At 67.8% G+C, this 26,659-nt stretch carries 24 protein-coding genes; 14 read left to right on the top strand and 10 right to left on the bottom strand.

The window, feature by feature from the left end:
• Positions 1–10: 10 nt before the first annotated feature.
• Genes J8I35_RS10570 through J8I35_RS10560 form a run of 3 tightly spaced genes read right to left on the bottom strand, consistent with a single transcriptional unit; the run spans position 11 to position 4,402 of the window.
• Positions 11–2,833, bottom strand: a complete 2,823-nt coding sequence (locus tag J8I35_RS10570) for a molybdopterin cofactor-binding domain-containing protein (RefSeq protein ID WP_209925294.1) — start codon at positions 2,831–2,833, stop codon at positions 11–13.
• Positions 2,814–3,668, bottom strand: coding sequence for an FAD binding domain-containing protein (locus J8I35_RS10565; protein WP_209925293.1), 855 nt, complete (start codon positions 3,666–3,668; stop codon positions 2,814–2,816). The genes J8I35_RS10570 and J8I35_RS10565 overlap by 20 nt, the downstream gene beginning before the upstream one ends.
• Positions 3,669–3,724: 56 nt before the next feature.
• Positions 3,725–4,402, bottom strand: a complete 678-nt coding sequence (locus tag J8I35_RS10560) for a TetR family transcriptional regulator (RefSeq protein ID WP_050010936.1) — start codon at positions 4,400–4,402, stop codon at positions 3,725–3,727.
• Between the two features lie 332 nt (positions 4,403–4,734).
• On the opposite strand from J8I35_RS10560, the gene J8I35_RS10555 reads away from it, so the two are divergent.
• The 3 genes from J8I35_RS10555 to J8I35_RS10545 all read left to right on the top strand — a co-directional run bounded on the left by J8I35_RS10555 (position 4,735) and on the right by J8I35_RS10545 (position 7,394).
• Positions 4,735–6,117, top strand: coding sequence for an ATP-binding protein (locus J8I35_RS10555; RefSeq protein WP_209925292.1), 1,383 nt, complete (start codon positions 4,735–4,737; stop codon positions 6,115–6,117).
• A gap of 338 nt (positions 6,118–6,455) precedes the next feature.
• Entirely contained in the window at positions 6,456–6,845 is a 390-nt protein-coding gene (locus J8I35_RS10550; protein ID WP_050010938.1) for a BON domain-containing protein, read from the top strand.
• Between the two features lie 87 nt (positions 6,846–6,932).
• Positions 6,933–7,394 carry a DUF3331 domain-containing protein gene (locus tag J8I35_RS10545; RefSeq protein WP_245170192.1) on the top strand — a complete coding sequence of 154 codons (462 nt, stop codon included), beginning with the start codon at positions 6,933–6,935 and terminating at the stop codon, positions 7,392–7,394.
• Between the two features lie 23 nt (positions 7,395–7,417).
• Here J8I35_RS10545 and J8I35_RS10540 read toward each other — a convergent pair whose 3' ends face one another.
• The 3 genes from J8I35_RS10540 to J8I35_RS10530 form a co-directional block, all read right to left on the bottom strand.
• Positions 7,418–7,849, bottom strand: a complete 432-nt coding sequence (locus J8I35_RS10540) for a universal stress protein (protein ID WP_050010940.1) — start codon at positions 7,847–7,849, stop codon at positions 7,418–7,420.
• A gap of 185 nt (positions 7,850–8,034) precedes the next feature.
• Positions 8,035–8,580 carry a sigma-70 family RNA polymerase sigma factor gene (locus J8I35_RS10535; RefSeq protein ID WP_209925291.1) on the bottom strand — a complete coding sequence of 182 codons (546 nt, stop codon included), beginning with the start codon at positions 8,578–8,580 and terminating at the stop codon, positions 8,035–8,037.
• Positions 8,581–8,690: 110 nt separating this feature from the next.
• Positions 8,691–8,921 (bottom strand): DUF4148 domain-containing protein, encoded by a 231-nt coding sequence (locus tag J8I35_RS10530; RefSeq protein WP_209925290.1) that lies wholly within the window; start codon positions 8,919–8,921, stop codon positions 8,691–8,693.
• Between the two features lie 584 nt (positions 8,922–9,505).
• Between J8I35_RS10530 and J8I35_RS10525 the strand changes: the two genes are divergently transcribed.
• The 4 genes from J8I35_RS10525 to J8I35_RS10510 all read left to right on the top strand — a co-directional run bounded on the left by J8I35_RS10525 (position 9,506) and on the right by J8I35_RS10510 (position 13,268).
• Complete coding sequence (locus J8I35_RS10525; RefSeq protein WP_050010943.1) at positions 9,506–10,174, top strand: response regulator; 669 nt, start codon at positions 9,506–9,508, stop codon at positions 10,172–10,174.
• Positions 10,175–10,302: 128 nt separating this feature from the next.
• Positions 10,303–10,686, top strand: coding sequence for a response regulator (locus J8I35_RS10520; protein WP_050010944.1), 384 nt, complete (start codon positions 10,303–10,305; stop codon positions 10,684–10,686).
• Between the two features lie 142 nt (positions 10,687–10,828).
• Positions 10,829–11,905 (top strand): HAMP domain-containing sensor histidine kinase, encoded by a 1,077-nt coding sequence (locus J8I35_RS10515; RefSeq protein ID WP_209925289.1) that lies wholly within the window; start codon positions 10,829–10,831, stop codon positions 11,903–11,905.
• A 172-nt stretch (positions 11,906–12,077) separates the two neighbouring features.
• Positions 12,078–13,268: an MFS transporter gene (locus tag J8I35_RS10510; protein WP_209925288.1), complete on the top strand. Its 1,191-nt coding sequence runs from the start codon at positions 12,078–12,080 to the stop codon at positions 13,266–13,268.
• Positions 13,269–13,302: 34 nt separating this feature from the next.
• Here J8I35_RS10510 and J8I35_RS10505 read toward each other — a convergent pair whose 3' ends face one another.
• The gene (locus J8I35_RS10505) at positions 13,303–14,568 is read right to left on the bottom strand and encodes a condensation domain-containing protein (RefSeq protein WP_348522255.1); all 1,266 of its coding nucleotides are present in this window, start codon (positions 14,566–14,568) and stop codon (positions 13,303–13,305) included.
• 252 nt (positions 14,569–14,820) lie between these two features.
• Here J8I35_RS10505 and J8I35_RS10500 point away from each other — a divergent pair, with 252 nt between their 5' ends.
• From J8I35_RS10500 to J8I35_RS10485, 4 genes are all read left to right on the top strand, one after another.
• A complete protein-coding gene (locus J8I35_RS10500) occupies positions 14,821–15,237 on the top strand; it encodes an organic hydroperoxide resistance protein (protein ID WP_124554201.1) in 417 nt (138 codons plus the stop codon).
• A 216-nt stretch (positions 15,238–15,453) separates the two neighbouring features.
• Complete coding sequence (locus J8I35_RS10495) at positions 15,454–16,002, top strand: RNA polymerase sigma factor (RefSeq protein WP_050010948.1); 549 nt, start codon at positions 15,454–15,456, stop codon at positions 16,000–16,002.
• Between the two features lie 20 nt (positions 16,003–16,022).
• Positions 16,023–16,865, top strand: a complete 843-nt coding sequence (locus J8I35_RS10490) for an anti-sigma factor (RefSeq protein WP_245170191.1) — start codon at positions 16,023–16,025, stop codon at positions 16,863–16,865.
• 210 nt (positions 16,866–17,075) lie between these two features.
• Complete coding sequence (locus J8I35_RS10485) at positions 17,076–18,539, top strand: catalase (protein WP_209925283.1); 1,464 nt, start codon at positions 17,076–17,078, stop codon at positions 18,537–18,539.
• A 150-nt stretch (positions 18,540–18,689) separates the two neighbouring features.
• Here J8I35_RS10485 and J8I35_RS10480 read toward each other — a convergent pair whose 3' ends face one another.
• A complete protein-coding gene (locus J8I35_RS10480; protein ID WP_209925281.1) occupies positions 18,690–19,595 on the bottom strand; it encodes a ketopantoate reductase family protein in 906 nt (301 codons plus the stop codon).
• 308 nt (positions 19,596–19,903) lie between these two features.
• On the opposite strand from J8I35_RS10480, the gene J8I35_RS10475 reads away from it, so the two are divergent.
• From J8I35_RS10475 to J8I35_RS10465, 3 genes are all read left to right on the top strand, one after another.
• Positions 19,904–21,196, top strand: a complete 1,293-nt coding sequence (locus J8I35_RS10475; protein ID WP_124593318.1) for an MFS transporter — start codon at positions 19,904–19,906, stop codon at positions 21,194–21,196.
• Positions 21,197–21,340: 144 nt separating this feature from the next.
• Positions 21,341–22,258, top strand: a complete 918-nt coding sequence (locus J8I35_RS10470; RefSeq protein ID WP_124638094.1) for a LysR family transcriptional regulator — start codon at positions 21,341–21,343, stop codon at positions 22,256–22,258.
• A 122-nt stretch (positions 22,259–22,380) separates the two neighbouring features.
• Entirely contained in the window at positions 22,381–23,130 is a 750-nt protein-coding gene (locus tag J8I35_RS10465; RefSeq protein ID WP_209925279.1) for an SDR family oxidoreductase, read from the top strand.
• Positions 23,131–23,175: 45 nt separating this feature from the next.
• On the opposite strand, the gene J8I35_RS10460 is transcribed toward J8I35_RS10465, so the two are convergent.
• Positions 23,176–24,813: a glycoside hydrolase family 32 protein gene (locus J8I35_RS10460; protein WP_209925278.1), complete on the bottom strand. Its 1,638-nt coding sequence runs from the start codon at positions 24,811–24,813 to the stop codon at positions 23,176–23,178.
• A gap of 177 nt (positions 24,814–24,990) precedes the next feature.
• Positions 24,991–26,574, bottom strand: coding sequence for a glycoside hydrolase family 68 protein (locus tag J8I35_RS10455; RefSeq protein ID WP_050010956.1), 1,584 nt, complete (start codon positions 26,572–26,574; stop codon positions 24,991–24,993).
• Positions 26,575–26,659 lie beyond the last annotated feature (85 nt).

Genomic DNA, 26,659 nt, shown 5'->3' with positions numbered 1-26,659 from the left:
GGGGATGGCGTTATCGAAGCGCGGAAGGCCGTTTGCCGGTCGCGAGTGCGCGCCGCACGACGTCCGGCGTGGCCGGCGCTTCGCGGATGCGTACGCCGGTCGCGTGATGGATCGCGTTCAGGATGGCCGCGGCCGTCGGCACGAGCGCCGGCTCGCCGATGCCTTTCGCGCCGTACGGGCCGACGGCCGTCGGCGCCTCGACGAAGATCGACTGCACGTCGGGCATGTCGTGCACGGTCGGAATCACGTAGTCGTGCAGATTGTTGTATCGGCCGGGGTGGTACTTCTCCATCAGCGCCATGCCGATGCCTTGCGCGACCGCGCCTTCGACCTGTCCTTCGAGCAGCGTCGGATTGACCATCCTGCCGACGTCGTGCGCGGCCACGACCTTGAGTACGCGCACGCGCCCGCTTTCGCAGTCCACCGCGACCTCCGCCATCTGCGCGCCGAACGCGTAGGTTGCATAAGGCGTGCCTTGCCCCGACGCGTCGAGCGACGTGGTCGGCGGATCGAAGCGCTCCTCGGCCGCGATCACGTAGCCGTGCGCATCGACGGGCAGCGTCCGCAGATCCAGCGGATGGCCGTCGACGGCGATGCCGCGCGCATCGGACGAAATCCGCGCATCGGACGCCGCGCCGGCGAACGCGAGCAACCGGTGGCGCAGCGCCGTGCCGGCAAGGAAGGCCGCGCGACCGGTGATGAAGGTCTGCCGCGACGCCGACGTGCGGCCGCAATCCGGCGACAGCGCGGTATCCGGGCCGACGAATCGCAGCCGGTCGACCGGTACGCCCAGCGCGTCGGCCGCGATTTGCGGAATGACCGTGTTCGCGCCCTGGCCGGCATCCACCGCACCCTGGTGCAGGACGATCGTACCGTCGCGGCGGATGCCGAAGCGGACCGTCGACGGATTCGGCAATGCGGTGTTGCCGCAGCCGTAAAAGAACGCCGCGACGCCGATGCCATGACGAATGTGGCCGGGCGCCGCCGCATTCAGCGTCGCGATCCGCGCATGCGCGTCGCGCCACGCCGGACGCAGCGCATCGAGGCATGCGACGAGGCCGACGCTGTCGTCGAGCACTTGCCCGGTCGGCAGCGTATCGCCGGGGCGCAACGCATTCAGCGCACGGAACTCGAGCGGATCGATGCCCGCCGCGAACGCCAGCTCGTCGATCAGCTGTTCCTGCGACATCGTCGTCTGCGGTACGCCGAAGCCGCGGAAAGCGCCGGCCGGCGTCACGTGCGTATGAATCGCGCGCGTGCGGGCCGAGTAGTGCGGGATCACGTACGGGCCGCCTGCATGCACCGGTACGCGATTCGCGACGGCCGTCCCCCAGGACGCGAACGCGCCGGTGTTGTAGTCGCCTTCGAACGTCACCGCGCGCAGCCGCCCATCGGCATCGGCGGCGATGCTGGACGTCATGCGGCCGGGATGGCGCTTGGTCGACGTGGCCATCGATTCCTCGCGCGAGAACGCCATCGCGACGGGCCGGTCGAGATGCCAGGCCGCGATCGCGAGCAGCGGCTGGACCGTCATGTCGAGCTTGCCGCCGAAGCCGCCGCCGACCGCGGTCGCCACGACGCGCACCTGTTCCGGCGCCACGCCGAGAATGCGCGCGAGGTCGGCGCGATGCGGATGCGGCGCCTGCGTCGACGAATGGATTTCGATCACGTTGCCCACGCGTCGCGCCCAGCCGGCTTCCGGCTCGAGGTACGCATGCTCGACGAAACTGGACTGGAACGTTGCGCTGACGACGTGACGGGCATCCCGTATCGCGCGCTCCGGGTCGCCGCGGCGCACCACGCCCTCGATCAGCACGTTGCCGGGGCGATCGGCGTGCAGCTGCGGACTGTCGTCCAGCACGGCGTCGGCGATCGCGAGAACCGGCGTCAGCGGCGCCCACCGCACCGGAAAGCGGTCGAGGTCGAGCGCCGCGAGCGCGGCGCGCTCGCCGACCACCAGCGCGACCGCCTCGAGATGGTGGCGTGTCTCGGTATCCGGAAGGACCGGCTGGTCCGCGTACGGCGTCGCGACGCCGTGCAGATTCATGCCCGGCACGTCGGCGTGGGTGAGGACGCGATGCACGCCCGGATGCGCGTCGACGAATGCGGCGAGGTCGCCGAACGCGAAACGTGCGCGGTGATGCGGGCAGCGCACCGCGCGCACGAACAGGCTGTCGGCCGGGTAGTCGTCGGCGCCGAATCGCTGGCTGCCGTCGACTTTTTCGGGGCCGTCGAGACGCGTGAGCGGGACGCCGACGGACGGCCCTTCGGACGGCGCGGGCGTGCGGCACCGTGCGGCGGCGCCGCATCCGACTTCGGTCACCGCGTCGACGATCTTCTGATAGCCGGTGCAGCGACACAGCACGCCGTCGATCGCGGCCCGCGCACCGGCGCGGTCGCTGACTTCGCCGGCGTCGATGGCCGCCGCCGCCGCGGTGAGCATGCCGGGCGTGCAGAAACCGCATTGCACCGCCTGATGGGCGAGAAACGCCTGCTGCAGGCGGCTGCCGCATCGCGTGCCGTCGGCAAGACCTTCGACGGTGACGACACGGCGCCCCGCGATCTGCCCGACCGGGATCAGGCATGCATAGCGTGCGTCGCCGTCGACGATCACCGTGCAACTGCCGCAATCGCCCTGGCGGCAGCCTTCCTTGGTGCCGAACTGGCGCAGGTCCGCACGCAGATGGTCGACGAGGCGCTGCGAGCGGTCCGCCGGCAGGGGGCGCCGCGTGCCGTTGAGGTCGAACCAGTCCGGTTCCGGCGAAATCGCCGGGCCGCCGCCCGCGATCGTTTCGCGAACGTCGGCAAGCGGGTCAGGCTGCGGATGCGCCACGTGCGTTCTCCTCGATGCAGCATGTGAAAGCGCGCGAGATGGCCAGCCGCGCGAGATGAAGGCGATGCAGGGCGGTCGCCCGGCAGTCGTCGGCCGGGGACAGCTCGTCCAGCGGCGACGTTGCAAGCACGTCGGCCAGTTCGTCGCGCCGCCGGCCCGTCAGTGCATTTTCGAGCACCTGCATCCGGCGCGCAACGTCGGAGGCGCCGCCGACGGCAACGGCGGCCGCCTCGATCGTCCCCGCGGCGCACACGCGCAACTGCGCGGCGGCCGACACCACGGCGATCGCCGCGCCGTCGCGATTCGTGCACTTGATGAACGACGTACGCGCGTGCGCGCGGGGTTGCGCAAACCGCAGCGCCACCAGCAATTCGTCGGCGTCCAGCGCGGTCCGGCGGTTGCCCAGCAGGAATTCGGCCAACGGCAAGCGGCGCATGCCGCGCACGCTGGCCAGTTCGACGCTCGCATCGAGCGCCAGCAGCGCGGGGATGCCGTCCGCGACGGCGGACGCATGGCACACGTTCCCGCCGATCGTGCCCTGCACGCGAATCTGCCGGGGGCCGATCGACGCGGCTGCGTCCGTGAGCGCCGCGGGCAGCCATGCCGTGCGCGCGATGGCGTCCCACGTGGCGGCCGCACCGATACGGGCGACGCCGTCGTTCAGCTCGATGCCGCGCAGCGCGTCGACGCGGCTGATATCCAGCCATGCCGAGCGCGCCGGCACGAGCCCGATATCGGCAAATGCGTCGGTGGCCCCGCACACGATGCGCGGCCGCGGCTGCGCCGCGAGCGTACCGAGCGCTTCGTCGAGGGTAGTGGCGCGAACGTAGTTCATTTCAAGGTGTCTGCATCGTCATGGTCACGCGGGGCGACATCGGCGCCGGCACACGCTCAATCGCCGATCGGCGGATCCTTGCGAACGACCCGCAGCACGCTGTCGATGACGAACGCTTCCCATCGGCGCACGGCCTCCGGCGCATTCAGTTCCTCGCCGAGGAACGCGGACAACGTGTGGCGGTTCGACGTATAAAAATACGCTGCCGAAATGATCAGCAGGAAAACGTCGCGCGCGTTCAGTTCCGTGCGGAACAATCCTTGTTCGGCGCCGTTTTCGAGAATCCTGGCCACGATCTGCACCGCATGCGACGAATATTCGCCCCGGCGTTCGAGCCTGGCCAAATGCTTGCCCTGGTGCAGGTTCTCGGTGTTGAGCAGCGTGATGAAATCGGGATTGCGCCAATAGTAGTCCAGCTTGAAGCGAATCACGGTCTTGAGCGCTTCCACGGGATTCGACGGATCCGGCGCCATCTTGAGCTCCGCCTCGTCCATGCGCCGATAGATGCCTTCCAGCACCGCGACGAACAGGCCCTCCTTGCTCCCGTAGTAGTAATAGATCATCCGGTCATAGGATTTCGCCAGCCTGGAGATCCGCTCCACGCTGCCGCCTTCGTAGCCGTAGCGCGCGAAGACCTTGGTCGCCGCGCGCAGGATCTTGTCGCGGGTTTCCTGTGCCGCTGCCTCCCGGACACCGGTTCCGCGCACCGTCTTGGCTTTTGTTGCTTGAGTCATACCGCTCCTATGGCGGCCGGCAACCTCGTCCTGCCGCCTGAAAGAAACCTGGAACAGCGGCATTCCTCGAACTTTCGTACAGGGAACGCTACATGAATTCGGGATTCTACGGAACTCTCGACGGGTTCGCAACAAATCATAAATAGGTAATTGATTCAATGGGTTGTGGGAGTCGTGTCCGACGTATCGGCACGCATGGAGGAGGCGTGAGCGCTATCTTCACATTTTTATTTTGAGAAACTGCTGCTACCATTCGTTTGTGGAGTACTCACTACATGAAATGTTGATTTCAGGTTGCCGGAGGCCGATGCCGGCAAGCAGGAGATAGACCCATGAACAACGAACTCGACGATGTCTGCGGCGCGCTCGCTGCGCGGACGCCATGGAAATCGCGCGTCGATCCGGGCGGCGCCGAAGCGGGCCCGGCCTTCGACGAACTCATGCCTCGATCGCTGCTGTCGATCGACGTGCACGTGTTGCACGACGTCTCGCGCGCAATGGCGCACGAGGCTTCGCCCGCGACGCGCGTCGCGACACTGCTCGAGTCGGCGCTGCGGGGGGCGGGGGCAACGTGGGGCGTGATCGCGGTGCTGCGCGACGGCGGCTGGGAGGCAGCCGCCGTCGCGACGGCCGCGAACGGACCGCACACCGAGCGGCGGTCGGTCGACCGGCTGCCCGTGCCGATCATTGCCGCCGCCGTGCACCTGCGCAACGGCCTGGTGCTGCGCGATGCGTGCGCCGCCGACCATTGGCGAACGGACGACTATGTGCGCCGCCGCAAGCCGCGCTCGGTGATCTGCGTGCCGATACGGTGCAATGGTGAACTGATCGGTGCGCTGTATCTCGAGCATGGCGACCTGCCGGGCATGTTTACGCCGGCGAAGGCCGCACTGGTCGAGATCATTGCGCCGCATGCCGGATGCGTGCTGGAGAATCTTCGGCTGCGCGACGAGCTGGACGCGCAGCGCGCACGCGTGGGCAGCGTCGAAGCCGCGATGCGCGAAACCCAGTCCGAAATGGACCGCACCAGTCGGCTGACCGCGTACGGAGAGCTTGCGGCGTCGATCGTGCACGAGGTCGCCCAGCCCGTCACGGCGATCGACACGTCCGCGCGTGCCGGGCTGAAATGGCTCGACCGCGGCGCGCCGAACATCGAAGCCGCCCGCGAGATGCTTGCGCACATCTGTGCGTGCACGGTGCGGGCGCGGACCATCATCGGTGCGCTGCGCGCCAGGGCACGGCGCACGGCGCCCGTGTTCGCCGTGTTCGACCTCGCCGATGCGCTGCGCGAGGCGGCGGAGATACTCGAAAGCACGCTGGACGCGATGAAGGTGAACCTGCGCGTCGACGGATGTGCGTCGGCGATACCGATGCGCGGCGAACGCGTGCCGCTGCAGCAGGCCATCATCAGCCTGCTGATGAACGGCGCGGAATCGATGATTGGTACACCTGAAGGAAAGCGTGTCATCGTGCTGACATGCGAATTGGAGCGGAACCTCGTGCGAATCCGGATCGACGACAACGGCGACGGCTTCGATCCGCAGGTGGCCGCGCGCCTGTTCGAACCGCTGTTCACCACCAAGCCGCACGGAATGGGCATGGGGCTGTCCATCTGCAAGTCCATCGTTGAAGCGCACAACGGGCAGCTGGAACTTGCGCCGCGCGAGCACGGCGGCACGCGGGCCACGGTGACACTGCCGGTTTCTTCGATGTGAGCGGGCACGGGCGCGATGTGTCGGGGCGTGAATCGGTGCGCGACCGGTGCACGTCGGGGGAAGGGGCAGGGGGAAACGGACCGGCTGCCTATACGAACGTATGCGGCGACTCATGCCGACGCGTCAGGCGGCTAGCTGCAGATGCTATGGAGCACGCCGACGCGTCACCTTATGCTCGCTTCACCGGTACACGATTCACGTTGACGACGGCTCGACCGACCCGTCAGCGAGTCGGAATCGCGACGCGGCGCGGACGTGATGCGTGCGCATCGTGACGACGCAGGTCGCCGGAACACACGTGCTTGTCGATCCGATACCAGACATCCAAGGAACCCATCATGAAACTCCGACACATCGTCGTCACCGGCGGCCTCGCCGTCGCCCTGATCGCCGGCATGAACTTGCGCGCGTTCGCGGACGAACGACCCGATACGGCCGGCGCGGATGCCGCGCTCACGACGACGCCGGCGGCCGGCACGTCGAAGAAGGCGGTCCGTGCGGCCAATCGCACGTTCTCGCGGTCGGTGCAGAAGGCACTGTCCCATACGAAGGGGCTTGAAGGGAAGCCGATCGTCGTGTTCGGCAACGCGTCGACCGGACGCGTGACGCTGACGGGCCAGGTCGAAAGCGAAGACCTCGATCATCTGGCGGTCGAGGCGGCGCGGAAGGTACGCGGCGTCACGGCGGTGAACAGCCGGATCACGCTGCGCTCGGAAGGCGGCGCCTGAGCGACGGCCGGACGCACCGCCGTGGCCGCTTGCGTGCGTCCGCTTTCACACGACCGATACGACCGACACGACCGGATGGGAGAAACGATGATGGCGACCCTGCCTGAAGCGGACATCATGATTCGCACGTTGATCAATGTCCTCGATCCTTCGCTGGAGCAACGCGATGTTTGCCGGCAAGCGCAGCGCACGCGATACAAGTCGCGCCGCTTCGGCCGGCGCCGGTGCGACGACGACGACACGCGCGCACGTGAAGCCCCGCTTGACGCGATCGAGGTGATCGAGTGCCTGTCGTCGTCCATGATCACCGTTTCATGGAGCGACTCGCGTTCGGGACGGTATACCGAGCAGATCTGGTGCCGCAGCCGCGCACGCGAGCCGGCGGTCTGCGCGTTGACGGGAAGCGCGATCGCGCGCGGCGATCGCGTGTTCCGTCCGCGCTCGAGCGACGTTTGCCTGCCCGCCAACCGGCAACGCATGATTCTCGCGGCAACCATTCAGTCATGCGCCGGCGTATCGGTGCCCGACGCGACCGAGTCGGACGCGTGATGCGCGCGGCGCGAGCGGCGGCCCTACGCGGACGGCACCGTCACGACGATCAGCGCCGCGCCGCGAAGGCGCTCGGCGAGATCGAAGTGAACCGGGCGCTCGCGCCACCAGCGCGCGAACCCGCTGCTCGCGCGATGGCCGACGACGATCATGTCCGGACGGGTGGTCAGCGCGTGGGCGGCGACGGCGTCGGCCGCGCGTCCGAATCGCACGAAGCCGCGCGCGTCGATGCCGTCGTCCGCGAGTTTGACGATCGCGCGTTGAAGTGCGTCGCGCGCGAATTCCTCGAGGCGATGGTGGGCGAGACCGGTGAGCAGTCCGGCCGTCTGCGCGTTCGCGGTCACGGGATCCACGACGGTGACGACGTCGACCGCCGCGGACAGCGCGTGCGACAGCGCCGCACATCGCGCGAGCGCGGCCTGTGCCTCGTCGGTTCCGTCATAGACGAGTAGCATTCTGGAAAGTGCTGACATATTTCGTGTCGAGTAGTAGGTGCCTGGTCGCAACCCCCGCGGCGGATGCGATTGCCTACACTGAACACGCCACGCACGGCGTTTATTCCGTCGCCGTTCGTGCATGGCCGCGACGCGCCGCGAGCGAGGCGGACCCGCGGCGATCGACTTGCCCGCGGCAACGTGCATCAGCCGCCGGCCGCCGAACCCGTGAAGTTGTCCCGCGACGTGCGCGCTGCGCCGCCGCCGAGCGCGATGCGGATTGCCTTGCGCGCACGCGATATCCGGCTCATGACGGTGCCGATCGGGATGTCGAGTGTGTACGCGGCTTCCCTGTAGCTCAGCCCGTCGACGCTGACGAGCAGCAACGCGATGCGCTGCGGTTCGGGCAACCGTTCGACGGCGTCGACGATCTGGCGGACGGCCACGGCGGTCTCCGACGCTGCGCGCGGATCGGCGACCGTTTCCAGCAGTGCGTCGCTGCACTCGAGCAGCAGGCGGTCGCGCCGATTGCGTCGCCGCAACTCGTTGAGCCAGATCGAATGGACGATCGAGAAGACCCAACTGACCGGCGCCGTATCGGACCGCAGTTGATGAACCCGCTCGAGCGCGCGAACGCATGCGCGCTGCACGAGCTCGTCGGCGTCGTGTCGATTCCCGCTCAGACGCAGCGCGAACGACCGCAGACGCGGCAGCATGTCGGGAAGCATCGCTGAAAATTCGGTTGGCTTCATGGGCTGACGGGCGTGCCCCCTACCTGGGGCGAAATGCAGTGACGGCCCGGGCGCTGGCGAGGACGCCGGCGGTGTCCCGCCCGTGCCGGGCCCGACACGAGGGCTGCCGTTCAATGCCCGGAATAGAGTTTCCTCAGCGCGTCGAGCTCGCCGTTCTGTCGCGCCGCCACGAGCTCCTGGCGGACTTCCGAGCGGGTCTTCGCCATCGGTGCGAGCGGCGCCGACTGGGTGGCGGCCTGCACGTCGGAATGTCCGGCGACCGTGTCGGCCGGGGACGCCGCGTAGGCCGATGCAGTCAGCGTGAGCGCGGCGAATGCGAGCGTGATTTTCGAAGTGTTCATGCGGGGCTCCTGAAGAAGGATGGATCGGAACGTATTCGCGTCACCTGATGGCGTCGGGAGCCTGCATGGGCCCGCGGCGTCGTGTTCGTATCAGGTTCCGCCGTGTGTGTATTGAGCCTCCGGGAGGTATCGCGCATGTGTCCGGCGTGCAGCGTTTTGCAATGTCATGTATCCGCCCCGAAGCCCGATACATTCGGATACCCATGGGTGCGTCGGCGCGTAGCGGCAACCGACGGACGCGGTCGGCGCGGTCGATATGCAGCGTCGTTTCCGCGCGGACGCCGACGCACGACCGGCGGTCATGCGCTGTGACGAGGCCGCGCAAGCCGATGAACTGCCGAGCGCGATGCGCACGCAGTTGCATCGGTGAATTGCGACTGGAATAATTGGCGCGTTCGCGTGTTTTCATTGATGCCGGCAGAGTGGGCGATCGTTGGGGCATCGTCCGCATGCGTCGCGGCAACGTGCCCGGCCGCACCATGCGAACGGGGCATCCCGCTTCGAGCGACGGCCGCACCGCGTGCATCGAGATGCCTTCGCGCCGCCACGCGGCCATCCCAGCAAATTCACCAGCGAATATTTCAATGCCCGAGATCAGAATGCCGAACGTGGCGACTTCATCCGACGATCGGAGCGGCCGTGTCGTCTACGTCGTCGACGACGACGAATTCGTGCGTGCCGCGCTCGTCAGCCTGTTGCGCTCGATCGATCTGGCGGTATGCGCGTTTGCGTCGACCGAAGCGTTTCTCGCGGCGCCGAAGGGGACGGGGCCGTCTTGCCTCGTGCTCGACGTGCGATTGCGCGGGCAGAGCGGGATCGCGTTCCAGAAGTCGCTGGTCGAGAATGGCGGCCCGCAGATGCCGATCATCTTCATGACCGGGCATGGCGACATCGCGATGACGGTGAAGGCGATGAAGGCAGGCGCGATGGATTTCCTGACGAAGCCGTTTCATGACCAGGAAATGATCGATGCGGTCGTCGCGGCGCTCGACCGCGACGCGCAGCGGCTGGAGGCCAGCCAGTCGCTGCTCGATCTGCGCGAATGCTGGGAATCGCTGACGCCGCGGGAGCGGGAGGTGCTGCAACACGTCGCGACGGGCCTGATGAACAAGCAGGTCGCCGGCAACATGGGCATCGCCGAGATCACGGCCAAGATCCATCGCGGCCAGGCGATGCGAAAGATGAAGTGTCGTTCCGTCGCGGAACTGGTGCGCAAGATGACCGCGCTCGGCATCGAATTGCCGTCGCGGTAGCGATGGCGCCGTCGGGAGCAAGCCGACCCATACGTAGATATGGTGGCGGTTCGGCGGCGTGACGGTATGCTGGCGACTTGTGTAGCAGTATGGGGCGAGCGTGCTCGTTCCCCAGGCCATAAGCGCGGATGTCTCTTTCACTCTCAGTCACCGATCTCGTAGCGATTGTCGACGACGATCCGTTCGTGCGCGCCGCCGTGAGAAGCTTCGTGCGCGCGCTGGGCGGCGACGCGTGCGAGTTCGCGTCGGCGCCGGCATTCCTCGTGTCCGACCGGGTGGCGCGCACGCGCTGCCTGATCTGCGACATCCAGATGCCCGGGATGGACGGCATCGACGTGCTGTCGCGGATCGAAGCCGCCGGCGCGCGCATTCCGACCATATTCGTCACGGCGTTCGCCACCGTCCGCCAGCGCGAGCGCGTGCGCGCGAGCGCCGCGCTGTGTCTCCTCGAAAAACCGATCGACGCGCGGGAACTCGAAGGGTGGCTCGCCCGCGCGCTCCGGCGCGGCTGACCGTCTGGCGGTTTAGGTTGCCGCGGCGGCAACCTAAACCTTCGTAGGGGGTGAATGGCCGCTCGTTTGATGGTGCACGCCCCCGTGCGCGTGTTTTCATCTGTCCTGTACCGTCCGCCGCGACGGCGACAGGAGAACGAAGATGGCGCACATTCCTACCTTATCGTCAGCGACTGTGTTTGAATCGCGGGCCACGCGCAGCCTGCGTGGCGTTGCCCGCGCAGTGTTCCCGCATCCGCGCGAACTCGTCGTGTGGTCGGTGCGCCTCCTGCTCGTCGCCGGCGTGCCACTGGTCGCGGCCGGCATATACGACGCACGCGCGACGTTCGCGAACGCATTGCGCCCGGTGGCAAGCGAGGGTCTGCTGATCGCCGCCGTCGTGGCGATCCTGTTCGCGCTGGTCGCGGCCGTGCTGTGGTCGTGGCTGCGGATGCTCAGGCTGGATGCGACCGTGCGCGAGCTTGCCGATGCCATCGACAAGCAAGGTATCGAGGCGCTCCCCGATACGTGGGCCGAACGCGGCGCGCCATCGATCTCGACGCTCGCACGCGCGATCAACGGCGCGCACCGCCAGCATGCGGAACGCATGACGGAATTGCTGCACGTGCTGGCCGCCTATGCGCACGACCTGCGCACGCCGCTCACGCGAATGATGCTGCGCAGCGAGATGCTGGATGACGGTGCGCTGCGCGATGCGATCGAGCGCGATCTTGCCGAGATGAGCGAACTGGTCGACGCGAGCCTGGCGTGCGCCCGGCTTCAATGCAGCGTGCCGGAGCCGCCGCGCCGTGTCGACGCGGACGAGATGCTCGGTGTGCTGGTCGACAGCTATCGCGACGCGGGCCTCACCGTCGATCTCGACGGACGGGTCGGGCATCCTCTCGTGACGTTCCCGCACGCGCTGCGCCGCGTGCTTGTCAACCTGATCGACAATGCGTTGCGTTACGGGGGCGACGTCCGCCTGTGTGTATGCGTCGACGCGCGGCACGTGATGCTGACCGTGCTGGATTCGGGGCCGGGTATCGTGCCGACGGAGCTCGAGGCGGTGTTCAAGCCCTGGTACCGCGCGCCGCAGACGGCGGCGCGCGCGCCGGGATCGGGGCTGGGGCTCGCGATCGCCCGCCGGCTCACGCGGGCGATGCAGGGGGACCTGCGACTGAACAATCGCAGCACCGGCGGCCTCGAGGCGACGGTGATACTGCCGCTCGCGCCTGCATGAACGCATCGCCGCGGGCCGTTCATTTCCTCCGATACATTTCGATACGCGAGCGACATACGCCGGATACATGGCGGGCGTCCAATCGGGAAATCGGGCGCGGCATTCCGCTGGATGGCGCGGTCAACTGAAGGACCGGCAGGCCGGCCGGAATTTCGAGACGACAGGAGGCACGATGGCCGATCCCCACACGATGTCCGCGCGCGGCGCATCGTTCGTGCTGCTGGGCGCGCTGTTGACGGCATGCGGATACGGCGCGACGTTCCTGTTGTCGATGCATTTTCGTTCGGCGGGCGGAGGCGACGTCGATACCGGCGTCGCGCTGGTCGAAGCGATGGTCGGCGCGTTGATCGGCCTGCCGCTGGTCGCATGGCTGGCCCATTCGATCGGCACAGCCCGTACCGCTGCGCTGGCCGCACTCGTCGTCGGCGCGGGCGTCGTCGGGTTTGCGCTGATCGACCGCACCGGCTCACTGAGCGTCGTGCCCGGACTGCTGGTCGGCGTCGGCTGGGGCGCGTTCTACCTCGCGGCGCCGATGATGCTAGCCGAGCGCACCGCGGATACCGAACGCGAGCGCTGGTTCCTGCGGTTCGGGTCGTTTCAGATGGCGGGCGTCGGCGGCGGCCCGGCCGTCGCGTCGCTCGCGATACGCAACTGGCACTGGACGACGGGGACGGTGTTCTGCACCGTCGGCGGATTGTGCGCGATGGCCGCCGTCATGCTGGAATGCTTCGGCCGGCTGTCGCCGGCGTCGCTGCCCGCCGCGCGGCCGGTGCGGCCACGATGGAGCTGCGAGATGGCGGCGATCGCCCGCACGCACGCGATCTATCCGATCGCCATCATCGCGCTCGGCTCGAGCGTCTTCTCGGGGCTGATGACGTTCCAGATGTCGATGGCGCAGGAAACCGGCGTGAAGGCCGGAACGTTCTTCGGGCTGTATTCGGCCACGGTGGTCGTCATCCGCTGGCTGCTCGGCGCGCTCGTGATCCGGATGCGCGTCGACGCGACCACGCAGATCCTGCTCGGCTTCATGATCCTGAGCGTCGCGGTGACGTTCGCCGTGCCGCACCATGCGCTCCTTCATTCGGCCAGCGCCGTGCTGCTCGGCACGGGCTACGGCCTCATCTATCCGATCGTCCAGGCGCAGGCCGTCAACAGCGCCGATGCGCGGCATCGGCACGCGGTGCTCACGTGGTTCGTCGCATCGTACTTCGTCGGCGCGTTCGGATTCCCGGCGCTCGGCAGCCTGGTGCTGGTCACCCTGGGCAGGACGATGCTGCTGACGCTCATCGCCGCATGCGGGCTGGCGGCGCTGCTGCTGTCGGTCGTCGAGCACCGCAAGCGAGTGTCGCTCGCGGCGTTCTGAAATCGGCGCAACCGGCGCGGCGCCGGGCCGCCGTTCAGCCGGCGGCGTGCTCGAGAATCGTGCGGACTTCGCCGAGCAGTCCCGGGATGGCGCGATGGCTCGTATGCGCGAGCCGCAGGACGCCGTCGATCGTGCAGGCACCGATGACCTGATCGTCGGCGAATCCGGATGTCACGAACGGACCCCACAGCGCGTCGAGCGATACGCCGTCGTACGTGGCGGCGATGGGTTGATTGCCGAGATTCGACAGCAGGACGTCGAAGGCCAGCACGTTCGACAGGAAGCCGGCCGCGTGTTCGACGCTCGGTCGCGCCGCCATCGCGGTATCCAGCGCCTTCAGCTCCGCCGCGACGCTCGCGCGCGTTTGCGACGGCGCGAGGTCCTGCTTGATCTTGCGGGCCGCTGCCCACAAGTCGACCCCGCGCGGGTAATCGTCGATCGTGACGGTCTGCGTGATGTACACGCCGTTGGCGACACCGGCTTCGCTGGCGAAAGCGCGTACGTCGATCGGCGTGACGGTCCTCAACGCGCGCGCGGCCCAGTCGCTCGACAGGCGCCGGCCCGCTTCATGAACGGCTGCGGCAATCGCGCCATGCACGGTCGTGCACGCTTGCCGGGCGCGCGCGGCGAGGCGACGCGTGGCTTCGGCTGAAAGCGCGACGGCGTCGATGTGCGGCAGCGCCGTCGTATTCGCACGGAACGGCTTCGGCTCCGACGCCGGAACGGGCGCGGGCAGGGTGGCCGCGTCGTTCAGGTCGGCCGCGAGCAGCGTCTCGAGCGACTGCACGAGCGGCAGCGGCGCCGCGGGCTTGCCCGTCAGCGTGCGCAGCAGTTCGTCGATCAGATACGCGGCGCCCATGCCGTCGAGTACGGAGTGATGCGCGACCAGGATCAGCGTCGACGTCGATTCGCGCTGCAACAGTGTCGCGCGCACCAGCGGCGCGGTCGCCCAGTCGAAGCGCGTCGCGATTTCGCGGGCCGTTTCGGTTTGCCACGACGTCGCGTGGTGCTCGATCACGCGCAACGGCACCACGGCGCCGGGTACCGAATGGAACGCCGAATTGTGCTGCGCGTCGGTGGCGATACAGGTGGACAGCAGCGGATGTCTGCGCTGCAGCGCCTGAAAGGCAGCGTGCCATGCGCTGGGCGCAAAGCGCCGGTCGATCTCCGCGACCATCGCGAAATGCGTCGGCCGATTCTGGTCCAGCAACCAGAACAGATGTTCCGTGCTGCCGAGTGCCCGCACGCGCGTGTGCGCGGGCGCCGGACGATCGTCGATTTCCTGCTGCGGGTTCTGCACCGTTTCACTCCCGAAGGGTTGTCTGCCTCAACAGAACACCGCAGGGCGAAGCGTTATTCCCGCTTCGTTTCGGCAATGGCTTTGCCCGGAGCGGCGGATGTGTTTCTCAATGTGTACGCGTCGCGAATGGATACATGACGTTGCAATAGCCCGGCGTCGGGACACATGACCGATACGTGGGCGCGCTCTAATGCATCCCGGCGACGCAATACGTTCTCCGTTCATTCACCCCCATCCAGCACGGTACCGATCATGAGCCAGCAAACCAAAGTCCTGTACACCGGCAAGACTCGCACCACCGGCGGGCGCGACGGCGCGGCCCGCAGTGCCGACGGCCGCCTCGACGTGAAGCTTGCCGGGCCCGGCTCGGCCGCGCCCGGTACGAATCCGGAGCAACTGCTGGCGGCGGGCTGGTCGGCATGCTTCATCGGTGCGATGGGGCTGGCCGCGCAACGGCTGAAGGTTGCGCTGCCGCGCGATACGCACGTCGATGCGGAAATCGATCTGGCCATGGCCGACGGCGCGTACTTCCTGCAGGCCCGGCTGAACGTCAGCGTGCCGGGCGTCGACGCGGACGTCGCGCAGGCGCTGGTCGATGCCGCGCACCAGACGTGCCCGTATTCGAAGGCGACGCGCGGCAACGTCGACGTGGTCGTCACGGTGATCTGACGCGCATCGCGCGCCACGCCGCCGACGCACGGCCGGCGCCCCGTGATCCGGCCTGTCGGGCGACACGCGAGCGCGGATGGAATATCTGCGCCGTCCAGCTGTTTACGTGGGCTGTAGGGGTGTTGCCCGTTCAATTTCGCCTAAACCCATGGATACACATCAGATACGGCCGTTCGTCCGCGTCGGCCGGCTTGCACGTTGCGGAGATCGACGTCGATGACCGCGGCCGAACTGTCCGCCATGCTGCCCGCGATGCTTCCGCGCCTGTGGACGTTCGCGCTGCGCCTCTCCGGCGATCGGCACGACGCGGAGGATCTCGTGCAGTGCGCGTGCGTGCGTGCACTCGAACGCGCGCATCAGTTGCGGCCCGGAACGGCACCGCTCAGCTGGATGTTCTCGATCGTGCAGTCGACCTGGCTCAACGAGCTTCGCGCGCGCAGCGTGCGCCGGCGCTCGGGCATGGACTGGGACGACGACCTGCTCGAAACCATCTCCGATCCCGCCGCGCCGACACTGGAGCAGCAGGCGCTGGATGCGCAGATCGTCAGGGCCGTGCAGCAACTGCCCGAAGCGCAGCGCGCGGTGATGTTGCTGGTGAGCGTGGAAGGACTCAGTTATAGCGAAGCGGCCGACGTGCTCGACGTGCCCATCGGTACGATCATGAGCCGGCTGTCGCGTGCTCGCCAGGCGATCGGTGCGCTGTTCGCCGATCGACACGAACGACCCGTGAAAAGCGCGGCGAACAGTGAGGATCAGGGGGCTTGAAAATGGACGACGTCCTGCTCATGGCATACGTGGACGGAGCGCTCACGTCGCACCAGCGCGCGGAAGTCGACCGGGCGATCCGAACGTCGGTCGAGATCGCGACGCGGGTGGCCTTGCTCGAAGCATCGGTGTTGCCCTATCAGCGCGCGTTTCAGCGTCACCCATGGCTGCCGGTGCCGCAGAGTCTGATCCGGACGGTCGCCGACATCGCGCACGCGCATGCGCCGCCGTCGACGCGGCCGGTCGTCGGCGGCGATCATCGGCAAATCTCGGGTCCAGCGCAGCCCGGCGTACGTGGGCGGCCGTCCACGCCGGTTCGCTCGCGCGTTCGCATGATGGCGCCGTGGCTCGCGGTCGCATTCGTCGCGGGCGCGTTCTGCAGCGCCGCCGTACTGCGCTTCGCGCCGCCACCCGCATCGGTGGTCGCGCGGGCGCGGATGTCGCCGTGGATCATGGCGGCCGTCAATTATCAGCGGCTCTATACGCGCGACACCGTTGCATTCGATTCGGCGAACTTCGCGGCCGCCGCGCAGACGATCGACACGATTCGCCGGGACGACGGACTGGGGATACGGATTCCGGACCTGCGCTCGGCCGGGCTGACGTTCAAACGCATCCAGCGCCTGAATTTCAATCGCAAACCGCTGGTGCAGATCGTCTATCTGCCCGACCAAGGCGCGCCCGTCGCGCTATGCGTGATGAAGGACGAGCGGCCGGACACCGTGCCCGACCGCCAGCAGGTCGGCAACATGGACGTCGTGACGTGGCGGCGCTCGGGAGTCGCGTATGCGCTGATCGCCGCCCCCGGCGACGCGGACCTCGGCGCGCTCGGCGACCGGATCGCCGACAGCGAACCATCGTGACGGCCGGCGCGACGCGCGTGATGCAACCGGCTGCCGACGGAGCCCGGTACAAACCGATACAAACCGGACAAACGCCGGATACGTCGTCCATTTCCAATCTATCCGTGGACGGCCTGACGGATGGCCGTCTGCACGACGCGCGATGCCCGCACCGACGGCGGATCGCGCGACCCATGAACTGAAATCACATACCGTTGGGGGAACCAGGACATGTCAGAGGATTCGATTCCGCGCGAAATTGCCCATGCGAACGGCGCGCCGGTCAGCAACAACGTCAACATCCAGACGGCCGGCGCGCGCGGTCCCGCGCTGCTGCAGGACGTCTGGCTGATCGAAAAGCTCGCGCATTTCGATCGCGAGGTGATCCCGGAGCGCCGCATGCATGCGAAGGGCGCCGGCGCATACGGGACCTTCACCGTGACGCACGACATTTCGCGGTACACGAAGGCGAAGCTCTTCTCCGAAATCGGCAAGCAGACGCCGATGTTCGTGCGCTTCTCGACGGTGGCCGGCGAGCGCGGCGCGGCCGATGCGGAACGCGACATCCGCGGCTTCGCGCTGAAGTTCTATACCGAGGAAGGGAACTGGGATCTGGTCGGCAACAATACGCCGGTGTTCTTCTTTCGCGATCCATTGCGCTTTCCCGACCTCAATCATGCGGTCAAGCGCGACCCGCGCACCGGCATGCGCAGCGCGGAAAACAACTGGGATTTCTGGTCGCTGCTGCCCGAGGCGCTGCACCAGGTGACGATCGTCATGAGCGAGCGCGGCATTCCGCGATCGTACCGGCACATGCACGGGTTCGGCAGCCATACGTACAGCATGATCAATGCGCAGAACGAGCGGACCTGGGTGAAGTTCCATTACCGCTCGCAACAGGGCATCGAGAACCTGACCGACGCGCAGGCGCAAGCGCTGATCGCCCGGGACCGCGAAACCCATCAGCGTGACCTGTTCGACAGCATCGAGGCCGGCAATTTTCCGCGCTGGACGCTGTACATTCAGGTGATGACCGACGCGCAGGCGAAAGCGTTTCGGTTCAACCCGTTCGATCTCACGAAGGTCTGGCCGAAGGCTGAATTTCCGCTGATCGAAGTCGGCGAATTCGAGCTCAACCGCAATCCCGACAATTTCTTCGCCGAGACGGAGCAGGCCGCGTTTTCGCCGGCGAACGTCGTGCCGGGCATCGGCTACTCGCCGGACCGGATGTTGCAGGCGCGCCTGTTTTCGTACGGCGATGCGCAGCGATATCGGCTGGGCGTCAACTTCGCCCAGATCCCGGTGAACGCGCCGCAGTGCCCGTTCCACAGTTATCACCGCGATGGTGCGATGCGCACCGACGGCAATCTCGGCGCGGCGCCGTCGTACTGGCCCAACAGCAAGGGCGCGTGGTCGGACCGGCCGCAGCTCGACGAACCGCCGCTCGAGCTGAACGGCGCGGCCGCGCATTGGGATCATCGCGTCGACGATGATCACTATCAGCAGCCGGGCGACCTGTTCCGGCTGATGGATGCGCGGCAACGCCAGTGCCTGTTCGATACCACCGCACGGCAGCTTGCCGGCGTGTCGGCGGGCATCCGGCAGCGCCACATCGACAACTGCTCGCGGGCCGACCCGGCCTATGGCGCGGGGATCGCCGCGGCGCTCGCGCGACTGGCTGGCGAACGCGAATAGCGGCGGGGATCGGCGCTGCGCGTTCGGCCGCGGCCGGCGCGCGGCAGCGCGGCTGGCGGGCCGGTTCGACACCCCGACGTCACGTCGCCGGCCGCGCGGTGCCGCTCGACGCGCCGCGGCGGTCGGCGACGCACGCGCGAGCGCCGCCCGTCACGAACGCGCGGCCGTCTTTGCTTCCAGCATCTTCACGAGCAGATGGAGCGTCCGATTGACCGGCGTGTCGATGCCTGCCGCGCGCCCGCGCCGCACGACCGCGCCGTTCAGGTGATCGATCTCGCCGGGTCTGCCGCGCGCCAGATCCTGCGCCGTCGACGAATACTGGCCGGGCGGAATCGTCGCTTCGATGTGCTCGACGATCGCGGCCGGCCCGTCGGCGAAATGGATGCCTTCGGCCGCCGCGACCGCGATGCACTCGGCGACGGCCGCACGCATCGTTTCGCGCAACGCATCGCGATGCGACATCTCGCCCAAGGGCAACTGGACGATCGCGGAAATCGCGTTGTACGCGCAATTGAGGATGAACTTGTGCCAGAGCGCCGCGCGCACGTCATCGGCGATCCGGGTCGGAATGGCCGCTGTCCGCAGCACCTGCGCCAGCCGTTCGCTCGACGGCGACGCTTCGATCGCGAGATCGCCGCGGCCATGGTGCAGCAGATGCCCCGGGCCCGCCATCTCGCTGGCGACATAGACCGCCGCGCCAATGACCGGGCCGGCGATCTCCGCGCGCAGCACGGCCGCGTTGTCGACGCCGTTCTGCAGACTGACCACGAGCGCTTGCGGCGCCAGCACGCGGCTCAACGTGCGCGCGGCTTGCGCGGTATCGCCGGACTTCACGCACACGAACACCACGTCGGCCGATGCCGCGGCGTCGATATCGGTCGACGCGTCGGCCGGCACGCGGCGGTCGAACGTGCGCGTCTGGACGCGCAGACCCCGGTCGCGAATCGCGTCGACGTGCAACGGACGACCAATGAAAACCACCTCGTGGCCGTGCAGCGCCAGCATGCCGCCGAAGTAGCAGCCGACCGCGCCGGCGCCCAGAACCGCAAAACGCATGATTGCTCCAGGAGAAGGCGTGAACGTGTCACGCAGGGGCGAGGCGCGCGCAAGCGGCAGGCTCGTGCGCCCTCCATCCTCATGGAACACGCGACGGCGGCCGTTTATTCCCGGCGTCGCACCGGATTCGCGACACGGCGTGCCGACATTGCTCCGCCTGCAGTCCAAATGGAGGTTGCCGAGCGCGGCCTTGAACGGGCGCCGCGGAAAATCGACGCGCAATGGAATGACGTGGGGTGCCCGGGTGTTGTCCATCCGTAGCGCGTCATCGGGTTGGCGCGCGGTTCCCGATTCCTGACTTTTTCGAGATGAACTTTCCAGACTCGCTTCAGATTCCGGCTGTATCCCATCGCCCGCTGACCGGCCGCGATCACCGGACGCTCGCGCTCGCTGCGCTCGGTGGCGCGCTCGAATTTTACGATTTCGTGATTTACGTGTTTTTCGCGACGGTCATCGGTCAATTGTTCTTTCCGCCATCGATTCCCGACTGGCTGCGGCAGTTGCAGACGTTCGGCATTTTCGCGGCGGGTTATCTCGCGCGCCCGCTCGGCGGCGTGGTGCTCGCGCATTTCGGCGATCTCGTCGGCCGCAAACGCATGTTCACGTTGAGCGTGATGATGATGGCGCTGCCGACGTTGACGATGGGGCTGCTGCCGACTTATGCGTCCATCGGCATTGCCGCGCCCGTGCTGCTGCTCCTGTGCCGGTTGTTGCAAGGGGCGGCGGTAGGCGGCGAGGTGCCGGGCGCGTGGGTGTTCGTGGCCGAACACGTGCCGCCGCGCCATGTCGGCTATGCGTGCGGCCTGCTGACCGGCGGCCTGACGCTCGGCATCCTGCTTGGCTCGCTGATCGCGTCGACGATCAATCGTCATTATTCGCCGGCGGAGATCGGCGCGTATGCGTGGCGACTGCCTTTCGTCGTCGGCGGCCTGTTCGGGATTGTGTCGGCGTTGCTGCGACGCTGGCTCGACGAGACGCCCGTATTCGTCGAAATGAAGCGGAGCCGGTCGCTGACCCGCGAAGTGCCGCTGAAAGCCGTGCTGCGCGATCACGGGCGGGCCGTGCTGGTATCGATGATCCTCACGTGGACGCTCACCGCCGCGATCGTCGTCGTGATCCTGATGACGCCGACCCTCGTCGCCAGGCAATTTCACATCGCGCCCGCGCTTGCGCTGCAGGCCAATTCGGCCGCGACGTTCTGCCTGACGATCGGATGCATCGTCGCCGGTTCGATCGCGGGACGGTTCGGCACCGGCCGCACGATCTTCGTCGGCTGCCTGATGCTCGGTGGGTCGTACTGGCTGATGGCGTCGCGACTCGCCGTCGATCCGTCGCTGCTGTTGCCGCTTTACGCGCTATGCGGCTTCTGCGTCGGGGCGGTCGCGGCGATTCCGGTCGCGATGGTCCACGCGTTTCCGGCGGCCGTGCGCTTTTCCGGGATCTCGTTCTCGTACAACGTCGCCTATGCGGTGTTCGGCGGTCTCACGCCGGTGTTCGTCTCGGTACTGCTGAAGTCGCATCCGCACGCGCCGGAACTGTATGTGGGCGCGCTGTGCGTGGCGGGTGCGCTGACGGGCATCATGCTGCGGCCTGCACGGTAAGCGGCGCGCCGGAACAATAGGAACAGGGAGATCCGGCGGTGACGACCGTTCGCGGCAGGCGGGCGGCGCAGCCGCGATCGCTCGATTGGACCGCGGCGCGCCAGTACCTTACGATCCACGACATCCTCACCGTGGAGCGACCTCATGCTGTCCGAAGACGAACTGGCGCTGCTCGACGCGATCCGCGCCACCGGCAGCCTGTCGCGGGCCGCCGCGCGGCTCGGCAAGGCGCCGTCGACGGTGTCGCACGCGGCGCGCCAGCTCGAAACGCGCTTCGACGCGCTGCTGTTCGACCGCCGCGGCTACCGGCTGCAGCTCACGCCGGCCGGACAATTGCTGGCCGACGAGGCGGCGCGGCTGGCGCTCGACGTCGCCCGGCTGACGCAGCGCGTGCGGCAGGTCGCGAGCGGCTGGGAGGACCGGCTGTGGATCGTCAGCGACGAGGTGCTGGAGTTCGATACGCTGCTGCCGGTCGTCCGCGCGTTCGATGCGCTCGATTCGGGCGTGTCGCTGCGCTTCACGCACGAGGTGCTCGGCGGCACCTGGGAAGCGTTGCGCGACGGCCGCGCGGATCTGGTCGTCGGCGCGACCAATGAGCCGCCGGCGATTCCGGGCCTCAAGTGGTTCGAACTCGGCGCGATGGAGTGGGTGTTCGCGGTGTCGCCGCGCCATCCGCTGGCGTCCGTGGGCGGGGTGCTGACGCGCGACGCGATCGGTGCGCACCGATCGGTCGTCGTCGCCGATTCGTCGCGGCGCGCGGCCGGCCGCGCGTACGGGCTGCTCGGCGGGCAGGCGGTGCTCGCGGTGCCGTCGATGCGCGCGAAGATCCTCGCGCAGCGCGATGCGCTCGGCGTCGGCTGGGTGCCGCGCCGGCGCGTCGCGTCGCTGCTCGCGCGCGGCGAACTGGTCGAGAAACAGACAGCCGACCCGCGCGAGCCGAACCTGCTGTATGTCGCATGGCACGACGACCGCGACGGCCGCGCGCTGCAATGGTGGCTGGAGCAATTGCGCGAGCCGCGGCTCGCGCAGCGGCTGCTCGACGGGATCGACGTCGTCGGCTGAACCTGCTCGCGCCAACATGTTCGATGTTTTCGAACATGTTCGTCGCGCCGGTCGTACGGCAAGGCCCGGCGCCGCGCGCATCCTGTGTTCACGGTCAACTCACCGGTTCACAGGAGAACATCATGCAACGCTTCGAAGGAAAGACGGTCCTCGTCACGGGCGGCAACAGCGGCATCGGCCTGGCGGCCGCCCGCGCATTCGCGGCCGAAGGCGCGCGGGTCATCATCACCGGGCGCGACGCCGACACGCTGGAAGCGGCCCGCCAAACGCTCGGCGAAGGCGCGCTCGCGATTCGCAACGAAGCCGGCAGCGTCGCGTCGGCCCGTGCGCTGGCCGACGCGCTCGCCACCGCCGGCGTGCGGCTCGACGCCGTGTTCGTCAACGCGGGCGTCGCGAAACTCGCGCCGTTCGCCGACAGCGACGAAGCGATGTGGGATCTCGTGTTCGACACCAACGTGAAGGGCGCGTATTTCCAGATCCAGTCGCTGGTGCCGCTGCTGAACCGCGGCGCATCGATCGTGATCAACGGCTCGATCAACGCGCATGTCGGGATGCCCGGCTCGTCGGTGTACGCGGCCAGCAAGGCGGCCGTCAATTCGTTCGCGAAGACGCTGTCGACGGAACTGCTGCCGCACGGCGTGCGCGTGAACGTGGTGAGCCCCGGGCCGGTGCAGACGCCGCTGTACGGCAAGCTCGGGCTCGATGCGGCGACGCTCGACGCGACGGCCGACAAGATCAAGGGCCTCGTGCCGATCGGCCGGTTCGGCACGCCGGACGAAATCGCGTCGACGGTGCTGCACCTGAGCGCGCCGGAATCCGCGTTCATCGTCGGCGCGGAAATCATCGCGTCGGGCGGGATGGGGCTGCTCTGAGCGGTGAGGCGGGCGGGGACCGTAACCGGCCCCCGTCACCTGCACCTATCGGGACGCACAGGCGCCGCGTGTATCGTCGCCGGTTCCCAGTTGCGTCACCGTCAACCCCGAAAACGTCGCGCGGCCCTGTTCGGCAAACACGGCCACGCGATCCGCGTCGAGCGGCGGAAAGAGCAGGTCCGTCAGCGCGACGCGGCCGCCGTTCGCGAACACTTCGACCGAGCCGCGATCGACGACGATTTCGAGTCGCAGTTGCCCGCGTTCGAGCGGCAGATCGACGATATGCTCGCGGCTGAACGTGCCGGCGAAATTCGCTTCGCCGGATCGCGAGCGGTCGAGCGTCAGCGTGCGCTTCGCGGTGTCGTACACGATCCGGGTGCCGATCGACCCGTCGGCCGAACGCCGCACGATCAGCCCCGCGCGCGCGGCACGCTGCGGCGAGAGCGTCACCGTGATGCGCTGGACGACGCCACGTGTGGCGGCCGACAGTGGGCGGGTAGCGGAGTCGACCGTGACGTCGCCTTCATGCACGGCCGGCCGGCCGTCGGCCCATGCGTCGAAGGCGGCGGCCGGCGCGACGATCAGGGTCGGCTCGCCGTCGATCGCCTTCAGCGACAGTTCGCGCGGCAGCGTGGTCGCGCCACGCCACGGGGTGGTCGGCACTTTTGCCGCGTAATCCCAGTTGCTCATCCAGGCGATCGCGACCGGCCGGGCGCCGGGTGCGCCGGAGAACGTGCCGGCCGCGTAGAAGTCGGCACCGTGATCGACCCAGCGGAATCGCGCGGGATCGGAGCCGGCGGGCGCGACGCGGTCGGGCGTGAACGTGCGGCCGTCGAAATCGCCGACGAAATACATGGCCCCGGAACCGCCCGCGATCGACCACGGATTCACGTTGACGATCATTACCCATTTGATTCGCTTCGGATCGCCGTCGAGCGGCAGCGGTATGAGGTCCGGCATTTCCCACAGCGCGCCCGCATGCGGCACGTCCGGCAGCGTGAAGTCGCTGAGGAACGACCAGTGGATCAGGTCGTCGGAACGATAGAGCTTCACGACGTGCGCATCGGCGACGACCGTCGTCATCAACCAGTAGCCGCCCGCCGCATACCACGACACTTTCGGGTCACGAAATTGCTTCGATTCCGGATCGAGCGTCAGCACCGGGTTGTGCGCATACGGCTGCCAGGTCGTGCCCTGGTCGAGGCTGTACGCGAGCGACTGTGCCTGTATGCCCGGTGCGTGACCCGAGCCGGGCTTGTAGACGCTCGTATAGAGCGCGACGAGCGGCGTGTGGCCCGGTGTGCCGAGACCGGACGTGTTCAGCGTATCGGCGACGATCGAGCCGGAGAAGATTTCCTCGGTGGCGTTCGCGCGCATCGCGACCGGCTGCTCGCGCCAGTGGACGAGGTCGGTGCTGGTTGCGTGGCCCCACGACATGTTGCCCCAGTCGTTGCCGAGCGGGTTGTACTGATAGAACAGGTGATAGCGGCCGTTCGCGTAGACGAGCCCGTTCGGGTCGTTCATCCAGTTGCGCTGCGGCGTGTAGTGGAGGGCGGGCCGCCACTGCGGCGTGCCGTTGTCGGCCGGCGTATGGCAGGGCGTGGCGACGGCCTGCGTGCAGGCCATGCAGGCGAGCAGCAGCCGGATGAGGCGGACGGAAAAGCGGAAAGACGTCGATTTCATGCGGTGCCGGAGGCGCTTCGTCGGACGAAGCGGGAAAGGAGGGCGCAGGCCGCCTGCAACGGCGGCATGCGCAACGGTCAAAAGAAAGTCGAAAAAAAGCGGAGGCGCGCACGCGGCACGCGCGATACGCGACTCCTGAACCTCGTGCCTTTGTCGACGATGGTTATTTTCGGTTGCTTAATTGGCCTGGCCGTTGCCGTCGTTGTGGCCGGCCCCCGTCGCCGGCAGGTTCGACGGGATGTCGCCGTAGCCGCCGAGGCCGCCGCGTCCATACGTGCGGTCGACCGCCGTCGACGTGCCGTTGATGTTCACCTTCACCGTCGGCGCGAGCGTGCCGCCGCGGCGCGGGCCGATCGCGTCGATGAACGACTCGACGAGCCCGCCCGGCATCACGTAGTGCGAATACGACTGGAATTCGCGCGGGTTCTGGTTCGGGTCCTGCGCATACGGTGCGCCGGCCGGTGCGGAGAAGTCGGTCGGGTTGCCGAGCACGAGGCCGCTGCCGCCGTTCAGCGGCAGGTAATCGCTGCGGATGCCGTTGCCGACGAAGCCGTACACGCCGTCCGGGCCGTCGACGCCGGCTGCCATCGTCGTGCGGTGGCTGATCGTGAACAGGTAGTACTTGCCGTCCTTCAGGTAGATCTGCGGGCGCTCGGTCTGGTCGTCGACGCAGTTCGCCGACAGGATCGGCGGCAGGAACTTCCACTCGGTCAGTTGCGGGTTCGTCGCGACCGCGAGGCCGACGTTGGCCTTTTGATACACTGCGCCCGAATTCATCACCGCGTTGAGATCTTCGCGGTTCGGATCGTTCGGCGCATAGCCGAGATCGGCCTCGGTGCAGGTGCGTGCGCCGCGCGGGCCGCCGGTGTTGCCTTCGAACACCATGTAGGTCTTGCCCGGATGCGCGGGGTCGGTGAACACGAACGGATCGCGGAACGAGAAGTAGGTGTTCTGCTGGCCGGTCTGGTAGTAGTTGCCGTCCGGCTGCAGCAGCGCCTTGTGATCGCCGAAGCCGGTGAACCATACATGCTTGTCGTCGGCGTGGATGTTGCCGTCGGCGCGCGTGATGATCGCCTGCGGCGGCGTGATGTCGGCGCCGCCGGGGGCCGAGCGGTTGAACGACGTCGCGGTGTAGTACAGGCTGACGTTGCTGCCGTTCGTGAGGCGCGCGGAGCCCGACCATTCGGCGTTGTTGGTCATCGGCGCGGTGCCGAACACCCGGGCGCTCGCGCCGTCCGGGAACAGGTGGCCGCCCCAGGTCCAGCCGCCGTTCGCGGGGCGTTGCGACGCGGGGATGCCGGCGCGGCGATAGAAGAAGCCGATGCGGGCGTGGACGTGACGGTCGTCGAACGTGTAGCCCGCGTGCGGATCGGCGGTGAGCGAGAAGATCACCTCCCAGCCCTTGTAGCTGAGCTGGTTCGCGCGCAGGTCGGCCAGCGGCCACGTGTCCCACACCCACACGTTCGAGTTGATGAGCGGGAAGTCCTGCGGGATGTCCGGCATCGTCAGCGCTTGCGGCAGCGAGTTCTTGTCGGCGCCGGCGGTGTGCGACTGGGCGACGATCTGGCGGATGTCCGCGCGCGTCCAGCGCATCGTGAAGTTGCCTTCGGGATCGTAGGCTTGCTGCGTATGGGGCGTGGGCACGGGCGCGCCCGTGCCGCCGGACTGCGCGTGCGCGACGGACGCGAAGGCGGCGAGTGCGCCGCCAGCGAGCAGCAAACGTTTGGCCGCGATCGGGCGGAAAAGGGGAAAGTATGTCATCTCGTCGTTGTTTCCTTGGCAGGTGAAAATGAACGGCTGAGTGGGCATCGATGTCCAAACCGGTTTGGATGCTATTTCAAACCGG

This window comes from Burkholderia sp. CpTa8-5 (assembly GCF_017815045.1).
Lineage (GTDB): Bacteria > Pseudomonadota > Gammaproteobacteria > Burkholderiales > Burkholderiaceae > Burkholderia > Burkholderia sola.
The sequence above is the reverse complement of the archived record's forward strand: the minus strand, read 5'-3'. Positions and strand labels throughout refer to the sequence as shown.

Coding starts and splice junctions, on each gene's coding strand:
- J8I35_RS10565 (WP_209925293.1), bottom strand. CDS start 3,668: ATGAACTACGTTCGCGCCACTACCCTCGACGAAGCGCTCGGTACGCTC.
- J8I35_RS10560 (WP_050010936.1), bottom strand. CDS start 4,402: ATGACTCAAGCAACAAAAGCCAAGACGGTGCGCGGAACCGGTGTCCGG.
- J8I35_RS10555 (WP_209925292.1), top strand. CDS start 4,735: ATGAACAACGAACTCGACGATGTCTGCGGCGCGCTCGCTGCGCGGACG.
- J8I35_RS10550 (WP_050010938.1), top strand. CDS start 6,456: ATGAAACTCCGACACATCGTCGTCACCGGCGGCCTCGCCGTCGCCCTG.
- J8I35_RS10545 (WP_245170192.1), top strand. CDS start 6,933: ATGATGGCGACCCTGCCTGAAGCGGACATCATGATTCGCACGTTGATC.
- J8I35_RS10540 (WP_050010940.1), bottom strand. CDS start 7,849: ATGCTACTCGTCTATGACGGAACCGACGAGGCACAGGCCGCGCTCGCG.
- J8I35_RS10535 (WP_209925291.1), bottom strand. CDS start 8,580: ATGAAGCCAACCGAATTTTCAGCGATGCTTCCCGACATGCTGCCGCGT.
- J8I35_RS10530 (WP_209925290.1), bottom strand. CDS start 8,921: ATGAACACTTCGAAAATCACGCTCGCATTCGCCGCGCTCACGCTGACT.
- J8I35_RS10525 (WP_050010943.1), top strand. CDS start 9,506: ATGCCCGAGATCAGAATGCCGAACGTGGCGACTTCATCCGACGATCGG.
- J8I35_RS10520 (WP_050010944.1), top strand. CDS start 10,303: ATGTCTCTTTCACTCTCAGTCACCGATCTCGTAGCGATTGTCGACGAC.
- J8I35_RS10515 (WP_209925289.1), top strand. CDS start 10,829: ATGGCGCACATTCCTACCTTATCGTCAGCGACTGTGTTTGAATCGCGG.
- J8I35_RS10510 (WP_209925288.1), top strand. CDS start 12,078: ATGGCCGATCCCCACACGATGTCCGCGCGCGGCGCATCGTTCGTGCTG.
- J8I35_RS10500 (WP_124554201.1), top strand. CDS start 14,821: ATGAGCCAGCAAACCAAAGTCCTGTACACCGGCAAGACTCGCACCACC.
- J8I35_RS10495 (WP_050010948.1), top strand. CDS start 15,454: ATGACCGCGGCCGAACTGTCCGCCATGCTGCCCGCGATGCTTCCGCGC.
- J8I35_RS10490 (WP_245170191.1), top strand. CDS start 16,023: ATGGCATACGTGGACGGAGCGCTCACGTCGCACCAGCGCGCGGAAGTC.
- J8I35_RS10485 (WP_209925283.1), top strand. CDS start 17,076: ATGTCAGAGGATTCGATTCCGCGCGAAATTGCCCATGCGAACGGCGCG.
- J8I35_RS10480 (WP_209925281.1), bottom strand. CDS start 19,595: ATGCGTTTTGCGGTTCTGGGCGCCGGCGCGGTCGGCTGCTACTTCGGC.
- J8I35_RS10475 (WP_124593318.1), top strand. CDS start 19,904: ATGAACTTTCCAGACTCGCTTCAGATTCCGGCTGTATCCCATCGCCCG.
- J8I35_RS10470 (WP_124638094.1), top strand. CDS start 21,341: ATGCTGTCCGAAGACGAACTGGCGCTGCTCGACGCGATCCGCGCCACC.
- J8I35_RS10465 (WP_209925279.1), top strand. CDS start 22,381: ATGCAACGCTTCGAAGGAAAGACGGTCCTCGTCACGGGCGGCAACAGC.
- J8I35_RS10460 (WP_209925278.1), bottom strand. CDS start 24,813: ATGAAATCGACGTCTTTCCGCTTTTCCGTCCGCCTCATCCGGCTGCTG.
- J8I35_RS10455 (WP_050010956.1), bottom strand. CDS start 26,574: ATGACATACTTTCCCCTTTTCCGCCCGATCGCGGCCAAACGTTTGCTG.